At 55.8% G+C, this 23,193-nt stretch carries 20 protein-coding genes; 7 read left to right on the top strand and 13 right to left on the bottom strand.

Annotated elements, in window-relative coordinates:
• Positions 1–54: 54 nt before the first annotated feature.
• Positions 55–2,253, top strand: a complete 2,199-nt coding sequence (zntA, locus tag M4I31_RS01345) for a Zn(II)/Cd(II)/Pb(II) translocating P-type ATPase ZntA (protein WP_085049034.1) — start codon at positions 55–57, stop codon at positions 2,251–2,253.
• 75 nt (positions 2,254–2,328) lie between these two features.
• Here zntA and tusA read toward each other — a convergent pair whose 3' ends face one another.
• Positions 2,329–2,574 carry a sulfurtransferase TusA gene (gene tusA, locus M4I31_RS01340; RefSeq protein WP_038635021.1) on the bottom strand — a complete coding sequence of 82 codons (246 nt, stop codon included), beginning with the start codon at positions 2,572–2,574 and terminating at the stop codon, positions 2,329–2,331.
• A 168-nt stretch (positions 2,575–2,742) separates the two neighbouring features.
• Between tusA and M4I31_RS01335 the strand changes: the two genes are divergently transcribed.
• Both M4I31_RS01335 and M4I31_RS01330 read left to right on the top strand, forming a co-directional pair.
• Positions 2,743–3,408 carry a 7-cyano-7-deazaguanine/7-aminomethyl-7-deazaguanine transporter gene (locus tag M4I31_RS01335; RefSeq protein ID WP_038635023.1) on the top strand — a complete coding sequence of 222 codons (666 nt, stop codon included), beginning with the start codon at positions 2,743–2,745 and terminating at the stop codon, positions 3,406–3,408.
• Between the two features lie 72 nt (positions 3,409–3,480).
• The gene (locus M4I31_RS01330) at positions 3,481–4,038 is read left to right on the top strand and encodes a DcrB family lipoprotein (protein WP_085049035.1); all 558 of its coding nucleotides are present in this window, start codon (positions 3,481–3,483) and stop codon (positions 4,036–4,038) included.
• Between the two features lie 3 nt (positions 4,039–4,041).
• Here the strand turns inward: M4I31_RS01330 and M4I31_RS01325 are convergent, their stop codons facing one another.
• Positions 4,042–5,259 carry an MFS transporter gene (locus tag M4I31_RS01325; RefSeq protein WP_085049036.1) on the bottom strand — a complete coding sequence of 406 codons (1,218 nt, stop codon included), beginning with the start codon at positions 5,257–5,259 and terminating at the stop codon, positions 4,042–4,044.
• 133 nt (positions 5,260–5,392) lie between these two features.
• Here M4I31_RS01325 and M4I31_RS01320 point away from each other — a divergent pair, with 133 nt between their 5' ends.
• Positions 5,393–6,442 carry an AI-2E family transporter gene (locus M4I31_RS01320; RefSeq protein WP_032940622.1) on the top strand — a complete coding sequence of 350 codons (1,050 nt, stop codon included), beginning with the start codon at positions 5,393–5,395 and terminating at the stop codon, positions 6,440–6,442.
• Positions 6,443–6,504: 62 nt separating this feature from the next.
• A complete protein-coding gene (gene acpT / locus M4I31_RS01315) occupies positions 6,505–7,095 on the top strand; it encodes a 4'-phosphopantetheinyl transferase AcpT (protein WP_038635032.1) in 591 nt (196 codons plus the stop codon).
• Here the strand turns inward: acpT and M4I31_RS01310 are convergent.
• Positions 7,087–7,593, bottom strand: coding sequence for a phenolic acid decarboxylase (locus M4I31_RS01310; RefSeq protein ID WP_085049037.1), 507 nt, complete (start codon positions 7,591–7,593; stop codon positions 7,087–7,089). The genes acpT and M4I31_RS01310 overlap by 9 nt on opposite strands.
• Before the next feature lie 99 nt (positions 7,594–7,692).
• On the opposite strand from M4I31_RS01310, the gene M4I31_RS01305 reads away from it, so the two are divergent.
• Positions 7,693–8,553 (top strand): LysR family transcriptional regulator, encoded by an 861-nt coding sequence (locus M4I31_RS01305; RefSeq protein WP_038635037.1) that lies wholly within the window; start codon positions 7,693–7,695, stop codon positions 8,551–8,553.
• Between the two features lie 91 nt (positions 8,554–8,644).
• On the top strand, positions 8,645–9,046 hold the full coding sequence (nikR, locus tag M4I31_RS01295) for a nickel-responsive transcriptional regulator NikR (protein WP_006687486.1): 402 nt from the start codon (positions 8,645–8,647) through the stop codon (positions 9,044–9,046).
• Positions 9,047–9,143: 97 nt separating this feature from the next.
• Here nikR and M4I31_RS01290 read toward each other — a convergent pair whose 3' ends face one another.
• The 10 genes from M4I31_RS01290 to M4I31_RS01245 form a co-directional block, all read right to left on the bottom strand.
• Positions 9,144–10,268, bottom strand: a complete 1,125-nt coding sequence (locus M4I31_RS01290; protein WP_038635040.1) for an ABC transporter permease — start codon at positions 10,266–10,268, stop codon at positions 9,144–9,146.
• Complete coding sequence (gene rbbA, locus M4I31_RS01285; RefSeq protein WP_085049038.1) at positions 10,268–13,015, bottom strand: ribosome-associated ATPase/putative transporter RbbA; 2,748 nt, start codon at positions 13,013–13,015, stop codon at positions 10,268–10,270. The genes M4I31_RS01290 and rbbA overlap by 1 nt, the downstream gene beginning before the upstream one ends.
• Positions 13,012–14,079 carry an HlyD family secretion protein gene (locus M4I31_RS01280; RefSeq protein WP_069323767.1) on the bottom strand — a complete coding sequence of 356 codons (1,068 nt, stop codon included), beginning with the start codon at positions 14,077–14,079 and terminating at the stop codon, positions 13,012–13,014. The genes rbbA and M4I31_RS01280 overlap by 4 nt, the downstream gene beginning before the upstream one ends.
• Before the next feature lie 352 nt (positions 14,080–14,431).
• Positions 14,432–15,598, bottom strand: a complete 1,167-nt coding sequence (locus tag M4I31_RS01275; protein WP_085049039.1) for an iron-containing alcohol dehydrogenase — start codon at positions 15,596–15,598, stop codon at positions 14,432–14,434.
• Positions 15,599–15,631: 33 nt separating this feature from the next.
• The gene (locus tag M4I31_RS01270; protein WP_038635050.1) at positions 15,632–15,946 is read right to left on the bottom strand and encodes a putative quinol monooxygenase; all 315 of its coding nucleotides are present in this window, start codon (positions 15,944–15,946) and stop codon (positions 15,632–15,634) included.
• Positions 15,947–15,963: 17 nt separating this feature from the next.
• Complete coding sequence (locus tag M4I31_RS01265; RefSeq protein ID WP_042311797.1) at positions 15,964–16,539, bottom strand: glycerol-3-phosphate responsive antiterminator; 576 nt, start codon at positions 16,537–16,539, stop codon at positions 15,964–15,966.
• A complete protein-coding gene (locus M4I31_RS01260) occupies positions 16,536–18,095 on the bottom strand; it encodes an FAD-binding oxidoreductase (protein WP_085049040.1) in 1,560 nt (519 codons plus the stop codon). Before M4I31_RS01260 ends, M4I31_RS01265 begins: the two co-directional genes overlap by 4 nt.
• Entirely contained in the window at positions 18,092–19,771 is a 1,680-nt protein-coding gene (locus tag M4I31_RS01255) for a glycerol-3-phosphate dehydrogenase/oxidase (protein ID WP_085049041.1), read from the bottom strand. Before M4I31_RS01255 ends, M4I31_RS01260 begins: the two co-directional genes overlap by 4 nt.
• On the bottom strand, positions 19,768–21,312 hold the full coding sequence (locus tag M4I31_RS01250; RefSeq protein ID WP_085049042.1) for an FGGY family carbohydrate kinase: 1,545 nt from the start codon (positions 21,310–21,312) through the stop codon (positions 19,768–19,770). The genes M4I31_RS01255 and M4I31_RS01250 overlap by 4 nt, the downstream gene beginning before the upstream one ends.
• A complete protein-coding gene (locus M4I31_RS01245; RefSeq protein WP_069323763.1) occupies positions 21,309–22,784 on the bottom strand; it encodes an MFS transporter in 1,476 nt (491 codons plus the stop codon). Before M4I31_RS01245 ends, M4I31_RS01250 begins: the two co-directional genes overlap by 4 nt.
• Positions 22,785–23,193: the final 409 nt, after the last annotated feature.

The raw sequence follows: 23,193 nt of genomic DNA, 5'->3' as shown, positions 1-23,193 counted from the left end.
ACTCCAGAGTGTATCCTTCGGTTAATACGAAATGATTATTAACCGGAGGATGCCATGTCGACGCCCGATGCCCCTGGCAAAAAAGCCCCACAATTTTCTTCATTCAAGCCAGCGCCAGCCCCAAAAAAGGCGGACGACTGCTGCTGCGAAGGAAGTTGCTCCACCCCAACCACCGTATCCGAAAGCGTAATGGGCACCCGTTATTCCTGGAAAGTGGCAGGAATGGACTGTGCCGCCTGCGCCCGAAAAGTGGAAAATGCGGTCCGCCAGGTGAGCGGCGTCAACCAGGTCCAGGTGCTGTTCGCCACCGAAAAACTGGTCGTCGACGCGGGTTCTGATATCCGTCAGCAAGTTGAAAGCGCGGTACAAAAGGCAGGTTATACCCTACGCGATGAACAAGCGCCGGAAGCCGCCCCCGAATCACGTCTGAAAGAGAACCTGCCGCTGATTTCGCTGATAATCATGATGGCGATTAGCTGGGGGCTGGAGCAGTTCAATCATCCTTTCGGTCAGATAGCGTTTATCGCCACCACGCTGGTCGGCTTGTATCCCATTGCCCGCCAGGCCCTGCGTCTGATGAAAACCGGCAGCTACTTCGCCATTGAAACGTTGATGAGCGTGGCCGCGATTGGCGCACTGTTTATCGGCGCGACGGCGGAAGCCGCCATGGTGCTACTGCTGTTTTTAATTGGCGAGCGCCTGGAAGGGTGGGCCGCCAGCCGCGCCCGCAAAGGTGTTAGCGCATTGATGGCACTCAAGCCAGAAACCGCCACGCGCCTGCGTAATGGCGAACGCGAAGAGGTCGCAATCAATACGCTCCGGCCTGGCGATGTTATTGAAGTTGCCGCCGGTGGACGTTTACCCGCCGACGGTAAGCTGGTCTCCGGTTTTGCCAGCTTTGATGAAAGCGCCCTGACCGGCGAATCGATCCCGGTTGAACGCGCCACCGGCGAGAAAGTCCCGGCGGGGGCCACCAGCGTAGATCGTCTGGTTACGCTGGAAGTGCTCTCCGAGCCGGGCGCCAGCGCTATCGATCGCATTCTGAAGCTGATTGAAGAAGCGGAAGAACGCCGCGCCCCCATTGAGCGCTTTATTGACCGTTTCAGCCGAATTTATACCCCCGCTATTATGGCGGTTGCGCTGCTGGTTACCCTCGTCCCGCCGCTGCTGTTTGCCGGCTCCTGGCAGGAGTGGATTTATAAAGGACTGACGCTGTTGCTGATTGGCTGCCCGTGCGCGCTGGTTATCTCAACTCCCGCAGCGATTACCTCTGGTCTTGCCGCCGCGGCGCGTCGTGGCGCATTAATCAAAGGCGGCGCCGCGCTGGAACAGTTGGGCAGAGTCACGCAGGTGGCGTTTGATAAAACCGGCACCCTGACCATCGGTAAACCGCGCGTGACGGCGATCCATCCGGCAAGCGGTATAAATGAGGCTGAACTGCTGGCGCTGGCAGCGGCGGTAGAGCAAGGCGCGACGCACCCACTGGCGCAGGCGATTGTTCGGGAAGCGCAAACGCGCGAGCTGACTATTCCTGTCGCGAAAGAACAGCGGGCGCTGGTTGGCTCCGGAATAGAAGCACTGGTCAACGGCGAGCGCGTGCTGATTTGCGCCGCCGGTAAGCAGCCTGCCGATGCCTTTGCCGGACAGATAAGCGAGCTGGAAAGCGCGGGCCAGACGGTGGTGCTGGTGCTGCGTAACGATACCGTTCTCGGCGTACTGGCCCTACAGGATACGTTGCGCGACGACGCCCGCACTGCCATCAGCGAGCTCAATCAGATCGGCGTGAAAGGGGTGATCCTGACCGGTGATAACCCACGCGCGGCAGCAGCCATTGCCGGGGAGCTGGGTCTGGAATTCAAAGCGGGGTTATTGCCGGAGGATAAGGTGCGAGCCGTTACCTCTCTCAACCAACAGTCGCCGCTGGCAATGGTCGGCGACGGCATCAACGACGCCCCGGCGATGAAAGCGGCGACCATCGGCATTGCCATGGGTAGCGGAACCGACGTCGCGCTGGAAACCGCCGATGCCGCCCTGACCCACAACCGTCTGCGTGGTCTGGTGCAAATGATTCAGCTGGCGCGCTCCACCCACGCCAATATTCGCCAGAACATTGCGATTGCGCTGGGTTTGAAGGGGATTTTCCTCATCACCACGCTGCTCGGTATAACCGGACTGTGGCTGGCGGTGCTGGCTGATACGGGGGCGACGGTGCTGGTGACCGCGAACGCGCTGCGGTTGTTGCGTAAAGGATAATGAGTGTGTCGGATGCGGCGTTGCCCTATCCGGCCTACAGGTTACACCGTCTTTGTAGGCCGGATGGCGCTTCGCTTAATGACCTTTGCGCACTAAATAGCGGTACGGCAGCGAGTCGGTCTCTTTGGCTACCAGTTCATGCTCCATAAAGGTACAGAAACCGGGAATGTCGCGGGTTGTCGCCGGATCGTCGGCGACAATCAGCAGCGTTTCACCCGCCTGCATACCGCGCACGGTTTTACGCACCATCATTACAGGTTCCGGGCAGCGTAGTCCCTGGGCATCAAGCGTATGGTCGGGAGAGGTAAACAGATCGCTCATCGTAGTCTCATTCATGCAAAAACGGCGTTATTTTACGCTCTGTTGTGGCGTAAGCCAATCAGGTTAACGATTGCGTGAAAAACAACCATTGCAATGTGCTCTTAAAGCAGTATCATGCGACGGTTTTTTATTGGGTTCCCTCACCCCATCCAACAAAAAGGTCACAATATGACTCCGTTTACACAATCTCAGCGCGTAAAAGCGTTGTTTTGGCTATCGCTATTTCATCTGCTGGTGATCACCTCCAGCAACTATCTGGTACAGCTACCGATCTCCATTTTTGGTTTCCATACCACATGGGGCGCTTTTAGCTTTCCGTTTATTTTCCTCGCGACCGACCTGACCGTGCGTATTTTTGGCGCGCCGTTGGCACGACGTATCATCTTTGCGGTGATGATCCCCGCGCTGCTGATCTCCTATGTTGTTTCATCACTGTTCTATATGGGATCGTGGCAGGGATTCGGCGCGCTGCTGCACTTTAACCTGTTTGTCGCCCGTATCGCCGCCGCCAGCTTTATGGCTTACGCGCTGGGACAAATTCTGGATGTGCATGTCTTTAACCGCCTGCGTCAGAGCCGTCGCTGGTGGCTGGCGCCGACGGCTTCCACGCTGTTTGGCAACATCAGCGATACGTTGGCCTTTTTCTTTATCGCTTTCTGGCGCAGCCCGGATGCCTTTATGGCCGAGCACTGGATGGAAATCGCGCTGGTCGACTACTGCTTCAAAGTACTGATCAGCATTATTTTCTTCCTGCCGATGTACGGCGTGCTGCTGAATATGTTACTGAAAAGGTTGGCAGATAAATCTGAAATATCTGCATTGCAGACGAGTTAAAGGTTCATTTTCCGAGTTGTGATAAGATGGTCGAATGAGCCGTTATGGCCGTTTATCGAAAGGAAGAAGTCAATGCGCAATCTGGTTAAATATGTCGGTATTGGCCTGCTGGTTATGGGGCTTGCGGCCTGTGATAATAGCGATACAAAAGCGCCGGCAGAGGGTGCCGCCGCAGAGAGTAGCGCCACCGGACAACCGGTCAGCCTGCTGGACGGCAAACTCAGTTTTTCCCTGCCAGCGGATATGACCGATCAGAGCGGCAAGCTGGGCACCCAGGCAAACAATATGCACGTGTATTCTGACGCAACCGGCCAGAAAGCGGTGATTGTGATTGTCGGCGACAATACCAACGAAGATCTTGCCGTACTGGCAAAACGTCTGGAAGATCAGCAGCGTAGCCGCGACTCGCAGTTGCAGGTCGTCACCAATAAATCTATTGAGCTGAAAGGCCACACGCTGCAACAGTTAGACAGCATCATCTCGGCCAAAGGCCAGACCGCATACTCTTCCGTAGTGCTGGGTAAAGTGGACAACCAACTGCTGACGCTGCAAATCACGCTGCCGGCTGACGATCAGCAAAAAGCGCAAACGACCGCAGAAAACATCATTAACACGCTGGTTATCCAGTAACGGTTAAGACGAAGACTCGGCCTCCGGTGACGCCACCTGAGGCCGTTTTTTTAGCCGCCAGGTCAGCAGTAGCGCTACCGCCACCAGCCCGGCCGCCGCCAGGTAGATAACCGGTACGCCCGCCCACGTCATGACCAGCCCGGCCAGCGGCCCGGTAACGCCCAGCGATAAATCCATAAACACCGTATAGGTCGCCAGCGCAGCGCCCTGATTTTGCTGCGGGACGGCTTTTACCGCCACCACGCCCAGCGCCGGGAAAACCAACGAGAACCCGGCACCTGCCAGCAGAACGCCGATTTTCGCCATCCACGGCATGGAGGCCATGCCGACCAGCAGCAGTCCAACAATCTCGACGCTAAAGCAGATCATCGCGACATTGAGCCCACCTAACCGGTTGATACCATTTGGGAATAACAAGCGAGTGCCCACAAACGTACAGCTAAAAAGCGTCAGCGCAAAAGCTGCGCCGTCCCAGCCTTTAGCATCATAAAACAGCGTGATAAAGGTGGCGATCACGCCAAATCCGGCGGAGGCCAGCGCCAGCGCCATGCCGTACAACCAAACGCGCCCAAGCACAGCGCGAAACGGTAACGGCTTGCCTTTGCTGGCCTTCACCGCCGGTCGAGGGAGCGCCAAAAGTATCGCCAGCAGCGCCACGCCCATCACGGTCAGCGCCAGTCCCTGTAAGCCACCCCAGGCGTAACACAATACGCCCAGCGGGGCACCTATCGCCATCGCGCCATAGGTCACGATGCCGTTCCACGAAATCACCCGTCCGATGTGCATTGAGCCAACAACTCCCACGCCCCATAGCGTAGAGCCGGTGCCGGCAAAGCTTTGCCCGATGCCCAGAATCACCCGCCCGATGCATAACAGCAACAAACTTACCAGCGGCCAACCTTGGGTTGAGGCTGCCAGCAGGTAACCCAGGCCACTTAAAAAGCAGCCGCACAGTCCGAATACCACGATTTTTTTCGGCCCCAGCAGATCGGCATAGCGACCGGCATGAGGGCGGCTCAGCAGCGTGGCGAAATATTGCAGGCTGATGACCAGTCCCGCCCAGAAGGCGCTAAATCCCATCACATCATGGACATAGCCGGGCAATACCGCGAGCGGCAGGCCGATGGTCAGATAGCTGGCGAAGTTAAACATCACCACCGAAACAATGCGCAGATTAAGGCGCAAACCGCTTAGCGTCGGTTCAGCGACGGGTTCGGGCATGGAAGGTCACCACATTTTCACAACAGTGTTTCATTTCTACCATGTTGCAGACCATAAATCAGCAGCCAGTTTAGGAATAACAGACGCAAGCCAACCGCTACACTTAATGCAAAAACGCAAACAGGAAGAAAACATGACAACCGCTCAGCCCGATAAAACGGGTATGCATATTCTGCTCAAACTGGCCGCTTTGGTGGTGATCCTCGCGGGCATCCATGCCGCGGCGGATATCATTGTGCAACTGTTGCTGGCGCTCTTTTTTGCCATCGTATTGAACCCGCTGGTCACCTGGTTTATTCGCCGAGGGGTGCGTCGCCCGGTAGCCATTACGTTAGTGGTCGTGGTAATGCTGATTGTTCTTACGGCGCTGGTTGGCGTGCTGGCATCGTCGATCACTGAGTTCATGGCCATGCTGCCAAAATACAATAAGGAACTGACGCGCAAAGTTCTGTATCTGCAAGAAATGGTCCCCTTTCTGAACCTGCATATGTCCCCGGAGCGCATGTTGCAGCGTATGGACTCCGACAAACTGATGACCTTCACGACCACGCTAATGACGAGTCTTTCCGGCGCCATGGCCAGCGTCGTCCTGCTGGTAATGACGGTCGTCTTTATGCTGTTTGAAGTGCGCCACGTTCCCTATAAGCTGCGCTTCGCGTTAAACAATCCGCAGATTCATATTGCGGGGCTGCATCGGGCGCTGAAGGGCGTTTCACACTATCTGGCGCTGAAAACGTTGCTCAGCTTATGGACCGGCGCCATTGTCTGGCTCGGGCTGGCGCTGATGGGGATTCAGTTTGCTCTGATGTGGGGCGTGCTGGCATTCCTGCTAAACTACGTGCCCAACATTGGCTCGGTCATTTCCGCCGTCCCGCCCATGATTCAGGCGCTGCTGTTCAACGGCATTTACGAATGCGTGCTGGTTGGCGCGCTGTTTCTGGTCGTGCATATGGTGATTGGTAATATTCTCGAACCCCGTATGATGGGGCACCGCCTGGGATTATCGACGCTGATCGTCTTTCTCTCCCTGTTGGTATGGGGATGGCTGCTCGGCCCGGTCGGCATGTTACTCTCCGTGCCGTTAACCAGCGTGTGTAAAATCTGGATGGAAACCACCAAAGGCGGCAGCAAACTGGCAATTTTGCTCGGACCTGGCAGGCCCAAAAGTCGATTACCGGGATAAACTTGCAAATGGCACGTGAAGAATGATACACAACCCCATTATTACTAAAGGTTAGTCCTGATATGTATCAGCTCGTTCTTGGGAAAGTTTCTGTTTTAAGCGCTGGCGAACTGCCTGCCGCGATGAAAGAGCAAGCGCCGCAAGGTGCTCGCCGGGCACGCTGGCTGGCAGGCCGTGTGCTGCTTTCCCATGCCCTTTCGCCATTGCCGGACATTGTCTACGGCGAGCAAGGAAAACCCGCTTTTCCCGCTGACACGCCGCTGTGGTTCAATCTCAGCCATAGCGGCGATGACATCGTCCTGCTGCTCAGCGACGAAGGGGAAGTCGGCTGCGATATTGAAGTTATTCGCCCCCGCGATAACTGGCAGTCGCTGGCTAATACGGTATTCAGTCTTGGGGAACATGCTGAAGTTGAAGCCGAACGCCCGGAGCAACAGCTGGCGGCGTTCTGGCGCATCTGGACGCGCAAAGAAGCCATAGTAAAACAGCGTGGCGGCAGCGCCTGGCAAATCGTCAGCGTCGATAGCACCGCGCTGACCTCCTCACTCTCCGTCAGCCAGTGCCAGATCGATACCCTGAGCCTGGCGGTGTGCACCCCCACGCCATTTACCCTGACCGCCGACGCCGTGCAGCGTCTGGAAGCCTTAGCGTAAATTTTCCGGGAAGTTTTTCGGCAACTCACTCGCCGCGCAGGCAATCACGTCGTCATTATCTGCCCCGCAGTCGCGCACGAAGGTGATGGTCGCGAACTCATCAATCACCTCGGTTGGATACGCCGGACCCGCATCGCGATACGACATCATCAGCGGAATATGATCATTCTGGAAGCACACCGTTTTTTCCGGATTGTTGATCACCCAGCGCGGGAAAAAGATGGTGCCGTGAAAAAGTTTGTCACCCAGGTTTACGATCAGGCTGACGTCGGTCCCGGTCGGTTCGGTCCAGGAAATTTTATAAACACTCTCCCCTACCCGCACAATATACGCCCGCTGATCTTTCACCCAACGATTACCCACAATACCGCTGTGAATGCGGTAATCCAGCGTGGTCTCATTTTTTACGTAGATCTCGTAATTCCAGCCATTATCGTAGGTATAGACCAGATGTTTGCCGACAAATCCGCTCAAATCATGTTTATCAAAAGCGCTCATGTTCGTTCTCCTCTTACTTGATGCGAGGATCTTAACGCTTCAAAAATTGGATGAATAACGCTATGTTTACATCATATTCATTCAATTTTTAGATGAGTTATGCACAAAACAACCCTTGAGCAATGGGCCCTGTTGGAGAAAGTGGTGGAACTGGGCAGCTTTGCGAAAGCCGCGGAAGAGACCAACCGTAGCCAGTCATCGGTAAGCTACAATCTGGCGCTATTGCAGGAGCGACTCGGCGTGACGCTGCTGACGCCGGAAGGCCGCAGGGCGGTGTTGACCCCGGCGGGCGAGCTGTTGCTAGCTCAGGTCAAACCGTTACTGAAGGCCTTTTTATGGGTGGAGACCCGGGCAGCAACGCTGCAAAACGGCACGCGAACACGGCTGGATTTGCTGGTAGATAGCATCTTCCCACGCAGACGCCTGTTCGCAATCCTCAAACAGTTTCAGCAGGCGTGGCCGCAAACGCAGGTGCGGCTGACCGAGGTACTGGAAAATGCAGACGACAGGCTGGCAGCGCATGCCGATGCGGACGTAATGGTCCTGACCCGGCGTCAGGATGTGACCGGGCGTGGTGAATGGCTGATGAACATTGACTTCGTGGCCGTTGCCCATCGCGATCACCCACTCTGCACGCTGAATGCGCCGCTGGATGAAGACGCATTACGCGCGTGGCCACTGATTCGCATTGCCGATCGCGACAACCCGCAGCAACCGGTTCGCGATGCCTGGACCTTCTCTACCATTGATGCCGCGATTGATGCAGTGATGTATCAGGTCGGTTACGGCTGGCTGCCTGAGGAGCGTATTCAGACGCAACTGGCCCAGGGGCTTTTACGTCCGCTGCCGTTAAGCCATGGCGCTCGCCGCGCCACGCCGCTGCATCTGATCGTTAAAGATACTCTCGCGCCGCTGGATGAGCAGGTGAGCACGCTACTGCGTTTATTGCGGGAGCATTAACCTTTTCCCCAGAGGCCGAACGTGTGTTACAAAATACGCTAATTCCCGCATTCTCTGTGCGTCAACGCGCCACATGAAAGGTTAATTGCAGATGCAACGAGTCACCATTACCCTCGATGACGATTTACTTGAAACGCTCGACGGCCTGAGCCAGCGCCGTGGCTACAACAACCGTTCCGAAGCGATTCGCGATATTCTGCGCGGGGCGCTGGCGCAAGAAACCACCCAGGAGCACGGCACCCAGGGCTTCGCGGTACTCTCGTATGTTTATGAGCATGAGAAGCGCGACCTGGCGAGCCGTATTGTTTCCACCCAGCACCACCACCATGATTTATCGGTCGCCACATTACATGTGCATATCAACCATGACGACTGCCTGGAAATCGCCGTGCTGAAAGGCGACATGGGCGATGTACAGCATTTTGCCGATGACGTCATTTCCCAGCGCGGCGTACGCCACGGTCATTTGCAGTGCCTGCCGAAAGAAGAGTGATTGCCTGTTTCGTTGCCGGATGGCGGCTGCGCCTTATCCGGCCTACGTCCGTTACCGTCTGTAGGCCGGGCAAGCGAAGCGCCCCCGGCAATGATGATTACGCCATCGTGCCAATCGTCTTGCGAAAACGCAGCAGCGCTATCAGGAAGAACGCACCGCCAATCGCCAGCAGCGTCAGGAACTGCGGCCAGACGATGCTAAACCCCGCCCCGCGATAAAGTATCGCCTGCGCGAGGCTGACAAAGTGGGTGGTCGGCATGGTCAACATAATGTCCTGCACCGCCTGCGGCATGCTTTCACGCGGCGTGGATCCGCCGGAGAGCATCTGTAACGGCAGTAGCACCAGAATCATCAGCAGCCCCAGTTGCGGCATGGAACGCGCCAGCGTACCCATAAAAATGCCGATCGAGGTGGTGGCGAACAGGCTCAGCGCCACGCCCAGCATAAACAGCGGTATCGAGCCTTCAATTGGCACCCCGAGCACGCCTTTTACCATCAGCATCAGCGACAGACCGGAAACCACCAGCACCACCAGTCCCATCGACCAGATTTTCGCCATCATTATCTCAAACGGTGTCACCGGCATCACCAGCAGGTGCTCAATGGTCCCATGTTCGCGCTCGCGGATCAGCGCCGACCCGGTAAGCACAATCGCCAGCATAGTGATGTTGTTGATGATCGCCATTACCGCGCCAAAGCGGGCTGGCTCCAGATTGGGGTTAAAGCGCATGCGCATTTCCAGCGCCACCGGCGGCTCATTATTGTCGCGGTAACGCGCCACAAAACTATTCACTTCACCGCTAATGATATTCTGGATATAGCTGTTGCCGGTGAAGGCCTGGCTCATCCGCGTGGCATCGACGTTGACCTGGATATCCGGCTGTCGCCCGGCCAGCACATCACGCTGAAAATCAGGCGGAATGTTCACGGCGAAGGTGTAGCGACCGGCATCCAGCCCGGCATCCATCTCATCGGCGGTGATCATCTCCGGCGGCAAAAACCACGGGCGATAAAAGCTGTTCACAATCCGGTTCGACAACTGCGACTGGTCCATATCCGCGATGGCAATCGGCGCCAGATGCAGCGACCCCGGCAGGACAGTTGCGGAGGAGTAAACCGAAATCGTGAAGGCGAAAACGATCAGCGTCAGCATCGCTTTGTCACCCAGCAGACTGCGTAACTCTTTGATGCCAAGGTTATAAATATTGCGTAATCGGCGCATCACCCCTCCTGTTTTTTCAGCAGTAATACGCTCAGACCAACCACTACCGGAATGGCGATTGCCAGCGGGATAAATAGCTGCCAAAGATCCGCCAGATCCAGCGCTTTAGAGAACGTCCCGCGCGCAATGGTCAGAAAATGGCTGGTCGGATAAATTTCACCAATCCAGCGTCCCGGCCCTTCCAACGAGGCCACCGGATCGATCATCCCGGAAAACTGCGTCGCCGGGATCAGCGTAATAATCGCCGTACCAAAAATGGCGGCGATCTGGCTTTTCATAAACGTAGAGATTAACAAGCCCAGTCCGGTAGCAATGGTGACGTACAGCAGCGCGGCCAGCGTCAGCGTTAAAAAGCTGCCCTTATGTGGGACGCCGAAGACAAACACCGACAGCGCACATAGCAGCAGGAAGTTCAGCATTCCCAGCACGATGTAAGGCAACTGTTTGCCGAGCAAAAACTCGCTGCGGGTGGTGGGCGTAACGTACAGGTTGATAATCGACCCCAGCTCTTTTTCGCGCACCACACTGAGTGCGCTGAGCATGGAGGGAATCATCATCAACAGCAGCGGGATCACCGCCGGAACAATCGCCGGCAGGCTCTTCACATCCGGGTTGTAACGATAGCGCGTCTCGATGGTCATCAGCCCGTTTTTCCCACTGGCATTGGGCTGACGCGCCATCACATCCTGCAGCCAGGTCTGGTGCATCGCCTGTACATAGCCTCTGACCGTTTCTGCGCGGCTCGGCATCGCCCCATCAACCCAGACACCAATCTTCACCGGCGTTCCACGCGCGATGTCGCGGCCAAAATTGGGCGGGATTTCAATGGCTACCGCCACCTCGCCCGAACGCATCCGTTTGTCCAGTTCGTCATAACTGGTGAGCGGCGGCTGCTCGATAAAATAGCGCGACCCCGCCAGATTCAACGTCCACGCCTGGCTACTGACGGTCTGGTCACGATCGAGCACCGAAAAACGCAGGTTTTCCACATCCATACTGATGCCGTAGCCCATAATCAGCATCAGGATCACCGTCCCCATCAGCGCCAGCGTGGAGCGCACCGGATCGCGTCGCAGCTCCAGCGCTTCACGCCGGCTGTAGCTGAACAAACGCCGCAGGCTAAAGCCCTGGCGTGGCGGCTGATTATTTTCATGTACCACCGACGCATCCGCTTGCGAAAGCGTCGTCTCCGGCGCCGGGCCTGCGGCCTCCTGTAACCAGGAGATAAACGCCTCTTCCAGACTGGCGGCACCGCGCTGCTTCACCAGTTCCTGCGGCGTGCCGCTGGCCAGCACTTTTCCGGCGTGCATCAGCGACATGCGATCGCAGCGCTCCGCTTCGTTCATAAAGTGGGTGGAGATAAAAATGGTCACTTTATCCTGCCGCGACAAATCGACCATCAATTGCCAGAACATGTCCCTCGCCACCGGATCGACTCCGGAGGTCGGCTCATCAAGAATGAGCATTTCCGGGCGATGAATCACCGCCACCGCCAGCGACAGGCGTTGACGGATCCCCAACGGCAGCGCGCCGGGCAACGCGTCTTCGACATCGGTCAGGCTAAAGCGCTCGCTCATCTCTTGTACGCGCTCAGGGATTTCTGCCTCAGGGATATGGAACAGCCGCGCGTGTAGTTCGAGGTTTTGCCGCACGGTCAGCTCGCTGTAGAGCGAGAACGCCTGTGACATATAGCCTACCCGGCGGCGGGTATCGATATTCTTCGGATCAACCGCTTGCCCAAACAGCCATGCCTCGCCTTCGCTTGCGGGCAGCAGTCCTGTGAGCATCTTCATGGTGGTAGATTTGCCGCAGCCATTGGAGCCGAGAAAACCGAAGATTTCCCCGCGCGGAATGCGAAAGTTAACGTGGTCAACGGCGACGAACTTGCCGAAGCGCATAGTCAAATCTTTCGCCTCAATGGCAATCTCTTCCCGCTCAGCGTGATACGGCGGGATCACCACCGGTTTGTGCGCCTGACGCTGGGCTTCGGGTAACAGCGCGATAAACGCCTGCTCCAGCGTGTCGCTGGCGGTTTGTTCCCGTAGCTGCTGCGCGCTCCCGGTGGCTAACACTTCCCCGGCGTTCATCGCCACCAGCCAGTCAAAGCGCTCGGCTTCTTCCATGTAGGCGGTCGCAACCAGCACGCTCATGTTGGTCTGGCGCTGGCGAATACTGTCAATCAGATCCCAGAACTGAGCGCGGGACAGGGGGTCGACCCCGGTGGTGGGTTCATCGAGAATTAATAGCTCCGGGTCGTGGATCAACGCGCAGCACAGCCCCAGTTTTTGTTTCATCCCCCCCGAGAGTTTCCCGGCAGGACGATCGCGAAACGGCGCCAGGCCGGTACTGTTCAGTAGCTCGGTAATCCGCGCTTCGCGCTCCGCTTTATCATGACCAAACAGGCGGGCAAAGAAATCGACGTTCTCATATACCGACAGCGTGTGGTACAGGTTTTTCCCCAGCCCCTGCGGCATCCAGGCAATGCGCGGGCAGACATCCCGGCGGTGCTGCGGGTCGCGCATATCGCCGCCCAGCACCATCACGTTACCGTGTTCAATGACCCGCGCGCCGGAGATGAGCGACAACAAGCTCGATTTCCCCACGCCATCCGGGCCAATCAACCCCACCATGCAACGGGCAGGAATATCCAGCGTGATATTGTTCAGCGCGACCGTTTTCCCGTAATGCTGACTCACGCCGTCAAGGTGCGCCACGGGAGGAACAGGAACCAGCGCCAGATGCGTCATTGCGGCAACCTCACCATCAGGTCGTCAGGCCAGGCGCGATTTTCATCGACACGCACCCACGCCATGCCCGGCAGACCGGTTTTCACGTACTCGAGATGCTGCTGCAACAGCTCTGGCGGGATACGCGCTTTGACGCGGAACATCAGCTTCAGCCGTTCATCGCTGGTTTCCACCGTTTTCGGCGTGAACTGCGCGACGCTGGCCACAAAGCTGATGGTCGCCGGAATGCGCAGATCCGGCGCGGCATCCAGCACCAGTCGTGCTTCGCCGCCAATCTTCAGTAAACCAGCCTGTTCGGTAGGTAAGAAGAACGTCATGTAGACATCGCTGAGATCGACCATATTCAGCACGCGCCCACCCGCGGAAAGCACCTCGCCTGGTTCGGCTACGCGATACTGTACGCGACCGTCGCGCGGAGCTTTCAGCTCGCTGTCATCAATATCAGCGGCAATGCGACGTTCGGTAGCCTGTGCGGCCTCTACGCGGGTCTGCGCCTGAATGATGCTGGTACGAGCGGCTTCAATCGCCGCTTTGGCCGCAGAGACCTGCGCCTTTGCCGACTCCAGCGCGGCACGTGCGCTTTCTGCCGCGGCCCGATCGTCATCCAGTTGTTGCTCGGACACCGCCCCTCGCTGGGATAGCGAACGGGAACGCACGTGACGTTTAGAGACCGACTGCAGTTCCGCCTCACGCTGTTTTACCACCGACTGCGCGGCGCGCATTTCACTTTGCCGCTGTTCCAGCAACGCCCGCGCCGCCGCCACCGCGCTTTCGGCTTCTTTGATTTGCGCGATCGCCTCCAGCCGCTGTTCCTGCAGCACGCGGGTATCCATTTTCGCCAGCACCTCGCCCTGACGGACAAACTGCCCTTCCGAAACGAGGATGGTATCAATACGCCCGGCAATCTTAGTGGCAATATCCACTTCGGTGGCTTCAATTCTGCCGTTGCTGGCTGCAAACCCCTCCGGTATTCCCGCAGGGCGCAGCGTCCACCAGGCTATCGCGGCCACCACCACAAGAACACCCGCTCCCCACCACATCAGATGACGCTTAAACTTATCCATATTCGACCCGCCGTAATCCCTGTTATCAAACGTTGCGTGTCACAAAGCCCACTGAACAGCTATTCAGCGGGAGATTCCATCCGGGATGAGAAGGAATGAAAAACAATGGCCATTGAGCGAGCAGGCGTTAAGGCAACGCGCGCCGCGAAGGAAGTGAATGACGAAAATGCTGTGAAATCGGGTAGTAATGTTGTCATCATCAGCGTTCCTGGCCGGAAATGAAACACGCATACTCATAACTGCTGTCTATTGAATACTAACACCTGGATTCAATATGTCTATTCGGTTGTAGTGGGGATATCGCCGCCGACAAAGCATGTCCGGTGATCCGCTCACCGGACACGTTCTGGGTTTAATAAGCCTGCTGGTAAAGCCGCAACGCATCATCTTCATTAAGCGTAACGGGATTATTGCCCAGCAAGCGGGTCTGCTGCATGGCATCCTGCGCCAATATCGCCAGACCGTCTGCGGGAACACCAACGTCACGCAGCCTGTTGGGCGCCCCGGTTGCCGCAATAATGCTTACCATCCCGGCAATAAACGACTGGGCATCGATATCCACGTTTCCTGTCACCTGTGCCCCAATGACGGGAGCCAGCTCGGCATAAAGTGGGGCCGTTACCGCCACGTTAAACTGCAGCACCGGAACCAACATTAGCGCATTCGACAAGCCGTGCGGGATATGGTGTCTGGCACCCAAGGGATAAGCCAGTGCATGCACCGCCGCCACCGGAGAGTTAGCAAAAGCCTGTCCCGCCAGCATCGCGCCCAGCAGCACATTTTCTCGCGCTTCACGGTTGTGCCCGTCACGGCATGCGGTCACCAGTTGGCGACTGATTAAACGTAACGCTTCGCGGGCCAGCGCGTCCGAGAGTGGGTTTTTCTTATGCTTGCCGGTATAGGCCTCAATCGCATGCACCATCGCATCTATCCCGGCGGCGGCAGTATGGACAGGAGGAAGTCCCAGGGTCAGTTGCGCATCCAATAGCACCAAATCGCCATACAGTTGCGGGGAGACAATGCCCATTTTGCTGTCATCGTTGGTCGTCAAAATTGCAATATTGGTGACTTCAGACCCGGTGCCGGCGGTGGTGGGAATGTTAACCAGCGGTAGACGTTTCCCGGCGACCTTGTCGATGCCGTAAAGCTCCGGCAGGTCTTGTTGAGAGTTGATTAATACAGCCACCAGCTTTGCGACATCGAGCGAGGAGCCGCCGCCCAGACCAATAACCATTTCGCAGTTACCATCGCGGGCAACCTGTAAAGCTTCGCGAACGAGGCGCTCGTGTGGATCGGGTTGGACCCGATCATACAGCGTCACCTGAAACCCTGCGTTGTGCAGACTGTGCAGAACCGGTGGCAAAACCCCAGCCTTGACCAGACCGGGATCGGTCACCAGCAATACACGACGTGCGCTAAACCGTTGCTGAAGAATCTCCCCTAACCGTGACGCACCCGCCCACTCGACGATGATTTCCGCTACCGTCGTAAACGCAAAATCCTTCATGACATTTTTCATTGAGGTATTCCTTGCAGTAAAAATGGACAGCTTTTAGCAATGCGGTTCATCAGGAGGAATGTGAAAGCTTTTCACCTCTTTACGCTCCAGCATCGGGGCAATAATGCCAGTGCCAATTCGTTGAAAATGTTCCGTTTTCCGATGAAGTTCGAGCCCCTCTGCGCAACGATAGGTTTCAAGAATCACAAAGCGATCGCCGTCTTCCGTGGAGCGGAAAAACTCATACGATATATTTTCAGGCTCCTGACGCGTTGCCTCTGCCAGCATTCTGAGCGCGTCGTTAACTTTGTGACCCATCGTCGGTTGGGCAAAATAATGTGCAACGACAAACAGCTGCGTGTTTTCCATTTTTGGCTCCCGGTGGTTTAACGTAGCAAATTCACATCCCATAACGCGCTGTCGCTGCTTGATACAGCTATCGCGCCGTGCAACAGCGCCGTCCGGGCATGTTCCTCATTGCAGACAAACCCGGAGGCCACAATCGGCGGCAACACATTACGATCGGCCTGCGGCAGCAACGGCAGCATCTGCGCAGGCATCAGTTGCACATAATCGGGTTCGCTTTGCTCCACGGCTTTCAGGCTGCGTAGCCAGGTCGAGCGGTCGGTGACGAAGATTTTCTGCATGGTGATCAACCCGCATTTTTTCGCGCGCTGTACGGTTTGCAGACGCGTGGAAAGCAACCCCATCGCCCCCGTTTCGGCCACATAATCAATGCCGCCTTTATCCTGGGACAGCCCATTACAACTGTCGATATTCACGATGACGTACTTTCCCGCCTTCGACAGCAGTTCGATCACCGGCTGGAGCTTAATCAGATCGATATTGGCAATGATGCAGACTTCAGCTTTGCTGGACAGTGCGGTTTTCAGTTGCTCAATGCCGTAAATCGCCATGATGACGGGCTGGCGTGCCAGGAGCACGCCAAGGTTTTTTATCATGATTGACCTGCCTGATGTGCGTAAAGCTGAGCGCTTAAGCCCAGCTTGCCCGGGTTAAGGATATTTTGCGGATCCAGCGCTTTTTTAATATCAGCCAGAACCGACAGCGATTCACCTAAAGAAGCCTGCATGTAGGGGGAACGGAGCAGCCCGACGCCATGGTGATGGCTAAGGGAAGTATTGTGTTTAATCAGCACCGCATTTGCCGCGTCCCAGGCCGCACGATACCAGGCCGCACGCTGCTCGACGGGCACATCGCCACGCAGTGAGAAGTAAAGACATGCGCCGTCGACGTAGGCATGGGACTGATGCGCTGACCCCGCCAGCGTGCCCGGTACGGCGTTGATCGCTGCCACCACATCATCATAAACCGCGCTGAGATCGCGCCAACGCCCCACCATTTCCAGCGTATCCGCCACCAGGCCGGGGCTTTTCTTAAAGCCTTCGGCGCTTTTTCCCGTCAGATACCGGGTATCCAGCCAGCGCTCAAAGATAGATTCACCGTCAAGTTCTTCTCCGCTCTGCTGACAAATACGTTCACTGATCGCCAGCACCGCGTCGACAATGTCGGGTTCTCCCTCATCCGCAATCAACAGGACGTTGGTCTCGGGCAGGCCAAACTGCACGCCGCTTTCCAGGTTATCGTACAAGCGCAGTGCCGCTGGATTAGCGCCATGCTGTAAGATTTCGCGACACGCCTCCAGCCCACTGGCGAAGCTGGAAAAACCCCAGGCGATAGCGCGACCATAATCCGGCAGACGATGTAGCTTCAAACGCACACGTACTATCACGCCCAGCGTGCCTTCCGAACCGATAAACATTTGCTGTAAATCAGGTCCGATAGCGCTGCGTGCATAACCGCCAACGGTGATTAAGCGCCCATCGGCCAGCACCACATCCATGCCAAAAACCATATCTTCAATTTTTCCGTAGCGGGTAGAAAGCTGTCCCGCACCGCGACAGGCGACCCAACCGCCGACGGTACTGATCCCAAACGATGACGGCCAGTGCCCCATGGTCATGCCATACTCTTTTTGGATAGTTTGCTCGAAAATATCGCCAAACATGCCGGCTTCTACCTCAACAATCTGGCTTTGTGGGTCAAAATCGAGCAATTTGTTGAGTTCGCAAACGTCGAGCACAATCCCCCCGCGCAGCGGCAATGCGGCTCCGGTAACGTTACTTCGCCCGGCAGAAACTGTAACCGGAAAAGCGGATTCACTGGCGAGGCGCATTACGTCCTGAATCTGTTCTACGGTAGAAACGCGTACAATCACGCCTTTTGAGGTGGCAGGCGCGCCCTGGGTTTCCGCAATCATTGAACCGGCCCACCAGTCGCGGGTCCAGGTAATCACATCGGACTCCGAGGTCAGCACCTCATCAGCAATCACCCGCAGCCGGTCAAACGTCGCTTCGCTAATCGCAACGGGATCTACCTGCATTCCTCTTGCGCCATTGCTGCTGGTGATATCTGTTGCCCATGCGGGGCGAGTATGTGCGCCAATGGTATAGTTTCCACGGTTATAACCACGTTTAATCGCTTCTTTACTGATCATTCTGATGTCCCCATAAGCATTGATTTTTCATGTTTAATTGCGGCCTGATAGCTGGCTACCTGTTTTGCCACCTGTTCAGGCTGTAACCGGAGTTCTTGTTGCAGTATTTCCCCAACGCGTTCTGCGGCAATGGCTGACGCATCGCGTGCCATCAGGCGCGCGCGAATTCGACGCGACAGCACATCATCAACGGTGCTGGCAAGCTCATGGCGTACGGCATACACCACTTCCGCTTCGGTGTAGGGAAGCCCTTCCACGATAGGTTTAACCAGCGAGGGATCGGCCTGAATAATGTCACTGACAAAATGCGCTTCAGTGCCATAGCGCTCGCCCAGATGCGCAGACAGGCCGCCAGAGGCCAGAATGGCCTGTGGGTCATAGCCAGCCGCGCCCAGCAAATACGCAGTTTTCGTTGAGCAGGCTTTTTTACGGCCCAGTATTTTGCTGGCCGCATCAATGGTTTCTTCCGCCATGTGGCGCGATGTCGTCAGTTTGCCGCCGACAATGGTAATCAGTCCGTCCGCTGCAACCCTGATCTCATGGTTACGCTTCATCTCAACGGTTTTGCCGCCCGCGGTACCGACAAGCGGGCGGCAACCAGCGATACTTCCCACCACATCTTCCGGGCGCAGATCCGTTTTCAGCGCCGAGTTTGCGCCTTCCAGCAGAAAGTCCAGTTCAGTGCGATTGCAGTGAACATCGTTCAAATCGCCCTGATAGTCTTCATCCGTGGTGCCCAGATAGGAGACGTTGCCCCAGCGCGTAATGGTCGCGCGCCGACTGCGTCCGGCCACCGGAATGGTCACCGTGCAATCATTGCGAATTTTCATCCACGGGATGGCGACATGAACCCCCTTCGCCGGACGGATATTCAGCGGCGATGATTCCCCTTTTTTCAGCCCACTCCAGTCACGCAACCAGACACCCGTCGCCATAATGACCACCCGCGCTTTGACCCGGATTTCCCTGCCATCGGCATACACGATGCCCCCATTGACCTTGCCATGCTGGTCGCGTGTGGTTTCGATGACTTCGGCATGGTTTGTTACCGTCGCCCCATGAAACGCCGCCGTCCGCACCAGGGCCAGCGTTAACCTGGCGTCATCAACACGGGCATCGAAATACATAAAGCCGCCGGAGAGTTGCTCTTCTTTCAGCGTTGGGCAGTGCGATAACACTTCCGCCGGAGTTAATTTTTGGTGAAGAATACCTTCCCGCCATCCCCCGGCGAGATCGTAGGTCCAGAGCAGACTTTCAAACGCAGAGGACATGCGTTTATCAAACACGCCATTCTTATCGAGTACCGGAAATAAAAAGGGCAGCCGCTGCACCAGATGGCGAGCATTGCGGCGCATGCGCTGGCGCTCGAGCAAAGAATGACGTACCAGTCCGAGGTTCCCTTGCTCGATGTAACGCAGGCCGCCGTGCACCATTTTTGATGACTTGGATGACGTCCCCGAGGCAAAATCACTCTTCTCAATTAACGCGACCCGATAGCCGCGCAAGCTGGCATCCAGCGCCGCATAGGCCCCCGTCACTCCGCCGCCGACAATCAGAATGTCGTAGGTTTCGCTTTCCAGTCGCTCCAGTTGCTCAGGACGCTGAAGACGCAACGGTTCGGCGCCGTACATATCACTGCGTGTTTTGTTTGGCTTTCGCGAAGGGAAAAACTTCATGAGTCGGCGTGCTCCTGATTAGCGGTAGTGAGGCTGCTGGCGGTTTCCATTTCGAGCGCAATACGCATCTCCCAGCGGTTGATTTTTTGTTCGCGAAGGTCATGACTGATTTTGGGTTCAAACAGACGCGCCGTTTTCAGCGCGGCGCAGGCATCAGACAACGAATCCCACAGCAGCCCATCGGCTCCCGCCAGAAACGCCGCGCCGCGTAAGCTGGCCCTCGCCGTTTCGGCCATCCGCCGTACGGGGATCCCGCTAACATCGGCCTGGATTTGCAATAACGTGTCGCTATTGGACAACCCGCCGCCTACCACCAGCTCTTGCGTTGCGATGCCGGTTGCCGCTTCATTGGCGCGCATACAGGCGGCTACCGAATGCGCAATGCCTTCCAGAATGGCGTAGGCCACCTGCGGACGTGTGGTCGAGATTGAAATACCGTTAAGCGAGGCGCGGGCATGCGGCTGCAAATGAGGAACACGCAGCCCCGTTAATGCTGGAATGAAACTCACGCCGCCAGAATCATTAGCCTGTGCAGCCAGCTCGCTGATTTGCTCGGGTGAGTCGAACCAGCGCAGCTTTTCGCACACCCAGTTCAGGGCCGAACCGGTCGTCGGGACGAATGTTTCTACAGAGAAGTGCGAGCGTCCTTTTTGTCGGCGCGCGGTCATGGAGAGCGTACTTTCACAGCTTTTTTTCAATGTCGGCACCGTCGGCCCCATCATTAAATCAACAAAGCTGCCGGTCCCATGCATACACAACGCCTGCCCGCGCTCAGTGCAACCCAGCCCAATGGCCCCCGCAAACTGATCCCCGGCGCAAGCCCGGATCGGGACGCTGATCCCGAGAATATCTTCACGCGTAGAGCCAAAATCATCGGTATCATCGTGCAATTCAGGCAGCAATGACGTCGGGAACTTCAGAGTCTGCAGCCATGGCAAATGGTACTGATGCTCGTTGAGGCAATACGCGCCCGCAGAGGTGGCGTTGGTGGGGGTGGTGACACATTTTTTTTCTTCCGCCAGATGCCAGAGCAACCAACTGTCAACGGTGCCAAAAACCAGGGTTCCAGCCTGGTGCGCCCTCTTCACTGCCGGTGTATTGGCGATATGGTATGACGCCCAGAGGTAAGGTGAACGTATCCCAACCGGTCGTCCAATTACTGGCAGCAGTTTCGCATCCCATTCGGGGGCAAGTCGCGCCAGCTCATCCGTAAAACGCGCATCCTGCCAGACCATCGCAGGCGCCAGCGCCTTGCCAGTGATTGCATCCCAGAGCACCGCCGTTGAACGTTGCGTCGCAATCGCCAGCGCCACAATACGCATCTTGCTGTGCTGCGCATTGGCAATCGCTGTACGACACACCGCAATAGTGGCCTGCAAAATTTCATCAGCATCTTGTTCAACAACGCCATGGCGCTGGCTACTGACCTGAAGCGGCTGGTATTCAAGACAGTGGACCTGGCTATTTCGCCCCACAACTGCCGCACGCGTACCTGATGTACCTTCATCAATAGCCAGAATGACATCTTCATATTCAATCATTTCGTACTCCTGTTTGATTCCGGGGCCATCGACTCGGGATAAGGTGAATGGGGTGATTCAAACTGCGGGGCGCCAGGCTCGTTATCCGGCTGAATCGTGGTGCGAGTGGGATCCCATGGGATCACAAAGCAGACGATGCTGGCGAACAACGGCACGGCGGACATGATCAGGAAGGTCGTTTGCAAGCCGTAGAGATCACGGAAAACGGGGAAGATAAACAGACCGAGCGCCGCACCTATTGCCCCGAGCGCACCGACCACGCCATTTGCGCCTGCCCGCAGTTCACTGCGAAAAGAGAGGGATGAAAGGCTTTTCCCGTTTGCACCGGGTCCACCTGAGTGACAAAGAATAAACAACGCGGGAACCAGCAAAGAGGCCCACAGCGGCATACTGTCGCTGAACAGTCCCAGCGTGAGCAGTACGAGAAAAGCCACGGCAAAACCGATCGCCGAAGAGCGGCGCAAGCCAAGACGACGACCGATTGCAGGAGACAAGAAACCACCAACAATACCAAATACGTTAAAAAATAGTGAACACAAGGTTGCGTACACAAAGTTTTTACCGAACATCGCGGCACTAATAACCGGCAAATACCAGCCGACGCCAAAATACTGGATTGACTGGCAGATCTGAACCGTAGAAGCCAGAATCGTACGCGGTAAATATACGCCACGGAATATTAGCAGTACATTTCTCGCTCCTTTTTCTGCTTGCCCAATGACAGGTTTTTGCTCCGCTTTTGGCGCCAGAATAAAATTATCACCGTATATTTTATTCATAGCGATCACAGCATCAGAAAGCCGTGATTTTCTCGCCAACCATACCGGACTTTCTACTAAATAACGGAACTGGAAAAAAAGTACGATGAGTCCACATAACGCTGTCACGGCAATAGAATAACGCCAGATAGCATCCCCAACATCCCAGGAATAAAACATCAGCGCTAATGCCAGATTTAAACAAACCGCAACATACCAGACCCCTTGCCAGGTGTTTAAACGGCTTTTTAGTTTCACTGGCGTGAACTCTGCCAGCATCGCCATGGCCACGGCAAAATCCATCCCGTAAGACACGCCAACAAAGAAGCGGCCCACGATTATGGTGCTGAAACTGGAGGATGACATCACTAACAGCGCACCAATCACCGCCATTATTTTGGCGATTATCAGCGGTGGTACACGCCCCCAGCGATCGGCAATCCAGCCGCCAATAGGGTTAAATAATATGGCAACCCACGATGAAAATGAGGTAAGTAACGCAACTTCAGTTGCGCTCAGATTTAAATTGCGGGTCATTGGATTTAATCCAGCACTAAGAGCTGAATTTGAAAAAGCATCAAGGAACAGGCCACCTAATGCCAACCACCAAATAACACCGGCTCTGCCACTGATTTTTCCGCGAGAGTCGATGCAATTGATAACATCATCAACGCCACGGATTTTTATCGGATTTGAGAATGAGCATGCGGACATGGCTTTCCCCTTCATAATATTCGGAAGAAGGTCGCCATTAGCTAAAAAAATGCAATAAGAGACCATCTTAATTTCACAGATAGTCTCTTATCTAAAATCTGTATTTTTCCACTCTAGAAGGTAAGGGAAAGCGTGTCAAAGCGACTTTTTGCCTCATCGTTGATTCTGTGACTTGTAGCACATATGTTAATAAATCATTACAAAAACAGGTCGCCATGAGCCATTTTTCCGTTCTCAGCGGATGGGAGCGCCGCTGTGAGTGTACGTAGTCGATGCGCTGGTGGCTGATTTACGCTGAACGATCGCAGATCTTCCTGTGCAACGTTATTGCAATATTCATCAAAAATGGGTGTTGAATACGAAATTCGCTTTTACTCTAAACTCCACCACCAAAATAAAAGTATTAAAA

The organism is Citrobacter sp. XT1-2-2 (assembly GCF_023516235.1).
Classification (GTDB): domain Bacteria; phylum Pseudomonadota; class Gammaproteobacteria; order Enterobacterales; family Enterobacteriaceae; genus Citrobacter; species Citrobacter werkmanii.
Note: the sequence above shows the minus strand (reverse complement) of the source record. Positions and strands in the feature narration are given on the sequence as shown.

Coding starts and splice junctions, on each gene's coding strand:
- zntA (WP_085049034.1), top strand. CDS start 55: ATGTCGACGCCCGATGCCCCTGGCAAAAAAGCCCCACAATTTTCTTCA.
- tusA (WP_038635021.1), bottom strand. CDS start 2,574: ATGAGCGATCTGTTTACCTCTCCCGACCATACGCTTGATGCCCAGGGA.
- M4I31_RS01335 (WP_038635023.1), top strand. CDS start 2,743: ATGACTCCGTTTACACAATCTCAGCGCGTAAAAGCGTTGTTTTGGCTA.
- M4I31_RS01330 (WP_085049035.1), top strand. CDS start 3,481: ATGCGCAATCTGGTTAAATATGTCGGTATTGGCCTGCTGGTTATGGGG.
- M4I31_RS01325 (WP_085049036.1), bottom strand. CDS start 5,259: ATGCCCGAACCCGTCGCTGAACCGACGCTAAGCGGTTTGCGCCTTAAT.
- M4I31_RS01320 (WP_032940622.1), top strand. CDS start 5,393: ATGACAACCGCTCAGCCCGATAAAACGGGTATGCATATTCTGCTCAAA.
- acpT (WP_038635032.1), top strand. CDS start 6,505: ATGTATCAGCTCGTTCTTGGGAAAGTTTCTGTTTTAAGCGCTGGCGAA.
- M4I31_RS01310 (WP_085049037.1), bottom strand. CDS start 7,593: ATGAGCGCTTTTGATAAACATGATTTGAGCGGATTTGTCGGCAAACAT.
- M4I31_RS01305 (WP_038635037.1), top strand. CDS start 7,693: ATGCACAAAACAACCCTTGAGCAATGGGCCCTGTTGGAGAAAGTGGTG.
- nikR (WP_006687486.1), top strand. CDS start 8,645: ATGCAACGAGTCACCATTACCCTCGATGACGATTTACTTGAAACGCTC.
- M4I31_RS01290 (WP_038635040.1), bottom strand. CDS start 10,268: ATGCGCCGATTACGCAATATTTATAACCTTGGCATCAAAGAGTTACGC.
- rbbA (WP_085049038.1), bottom strand. CDS start 13,015: ATGACGCATCTGGCGCTGGTTCCTGTTCCTCCCGTGGCGCACCTTGAC.
- M4I31_RS01280 (WP_069323767.1), bottom strand. CDS start 14,079: ATGGATAAGTTTAAGCGTCATCTGATGTGGTGGGGAGCGGGTGTTCTT.
- M4I31_RS01275 (WP_085049039.1), bottom strand. CDS start 15,598: ATGAAAAATGTCATGAAGGATTTTGCGTTTACGACGGTAGCGGAAATC.
- M4I31_RS01270 (WP_038635050.1), bottom strand. CDS start 15,946: ATGGAAAACACGCAGCTGTTTGTCGTTGCACATTATTTTGCCCAACCG.
- M4I31_RS01265 (WP_042311797.1), bottom strand. CDS start 16,539: ATGATAAAAAACCTTGGCGTGCTCCTGGCACGCCAGCCCGTCATCATG.
- M4I31_RS01260 (WP_085049040.1), bottom strand. CDS start 18,095: ATGATCAGTAAAGAAGCGATTAAACGTGGTTATAACCGTGGAAACTAT.
- M4I31_RS01255 (WP_085049041.1), bottom strand. CDS start 19,771: ATGAAGTTTTTCCCTTCGCGAAAGCCAAACAAAACACGCAGTGATATG.
- M4I31_RS01250 (WP_085049042.1), bottom strand. CDS start 21,312: ATGATTGAATATGAAGATGTCATTCTGGCTATTGATGAAGGTACATCA.
- M4I31_RS01245 (WP_069323763.1), bottom strand. CDS start 22,784: ATGTCCGCATGCTCATTCTCAAATCCGATAAAAATCCGTGGCGTTGAT.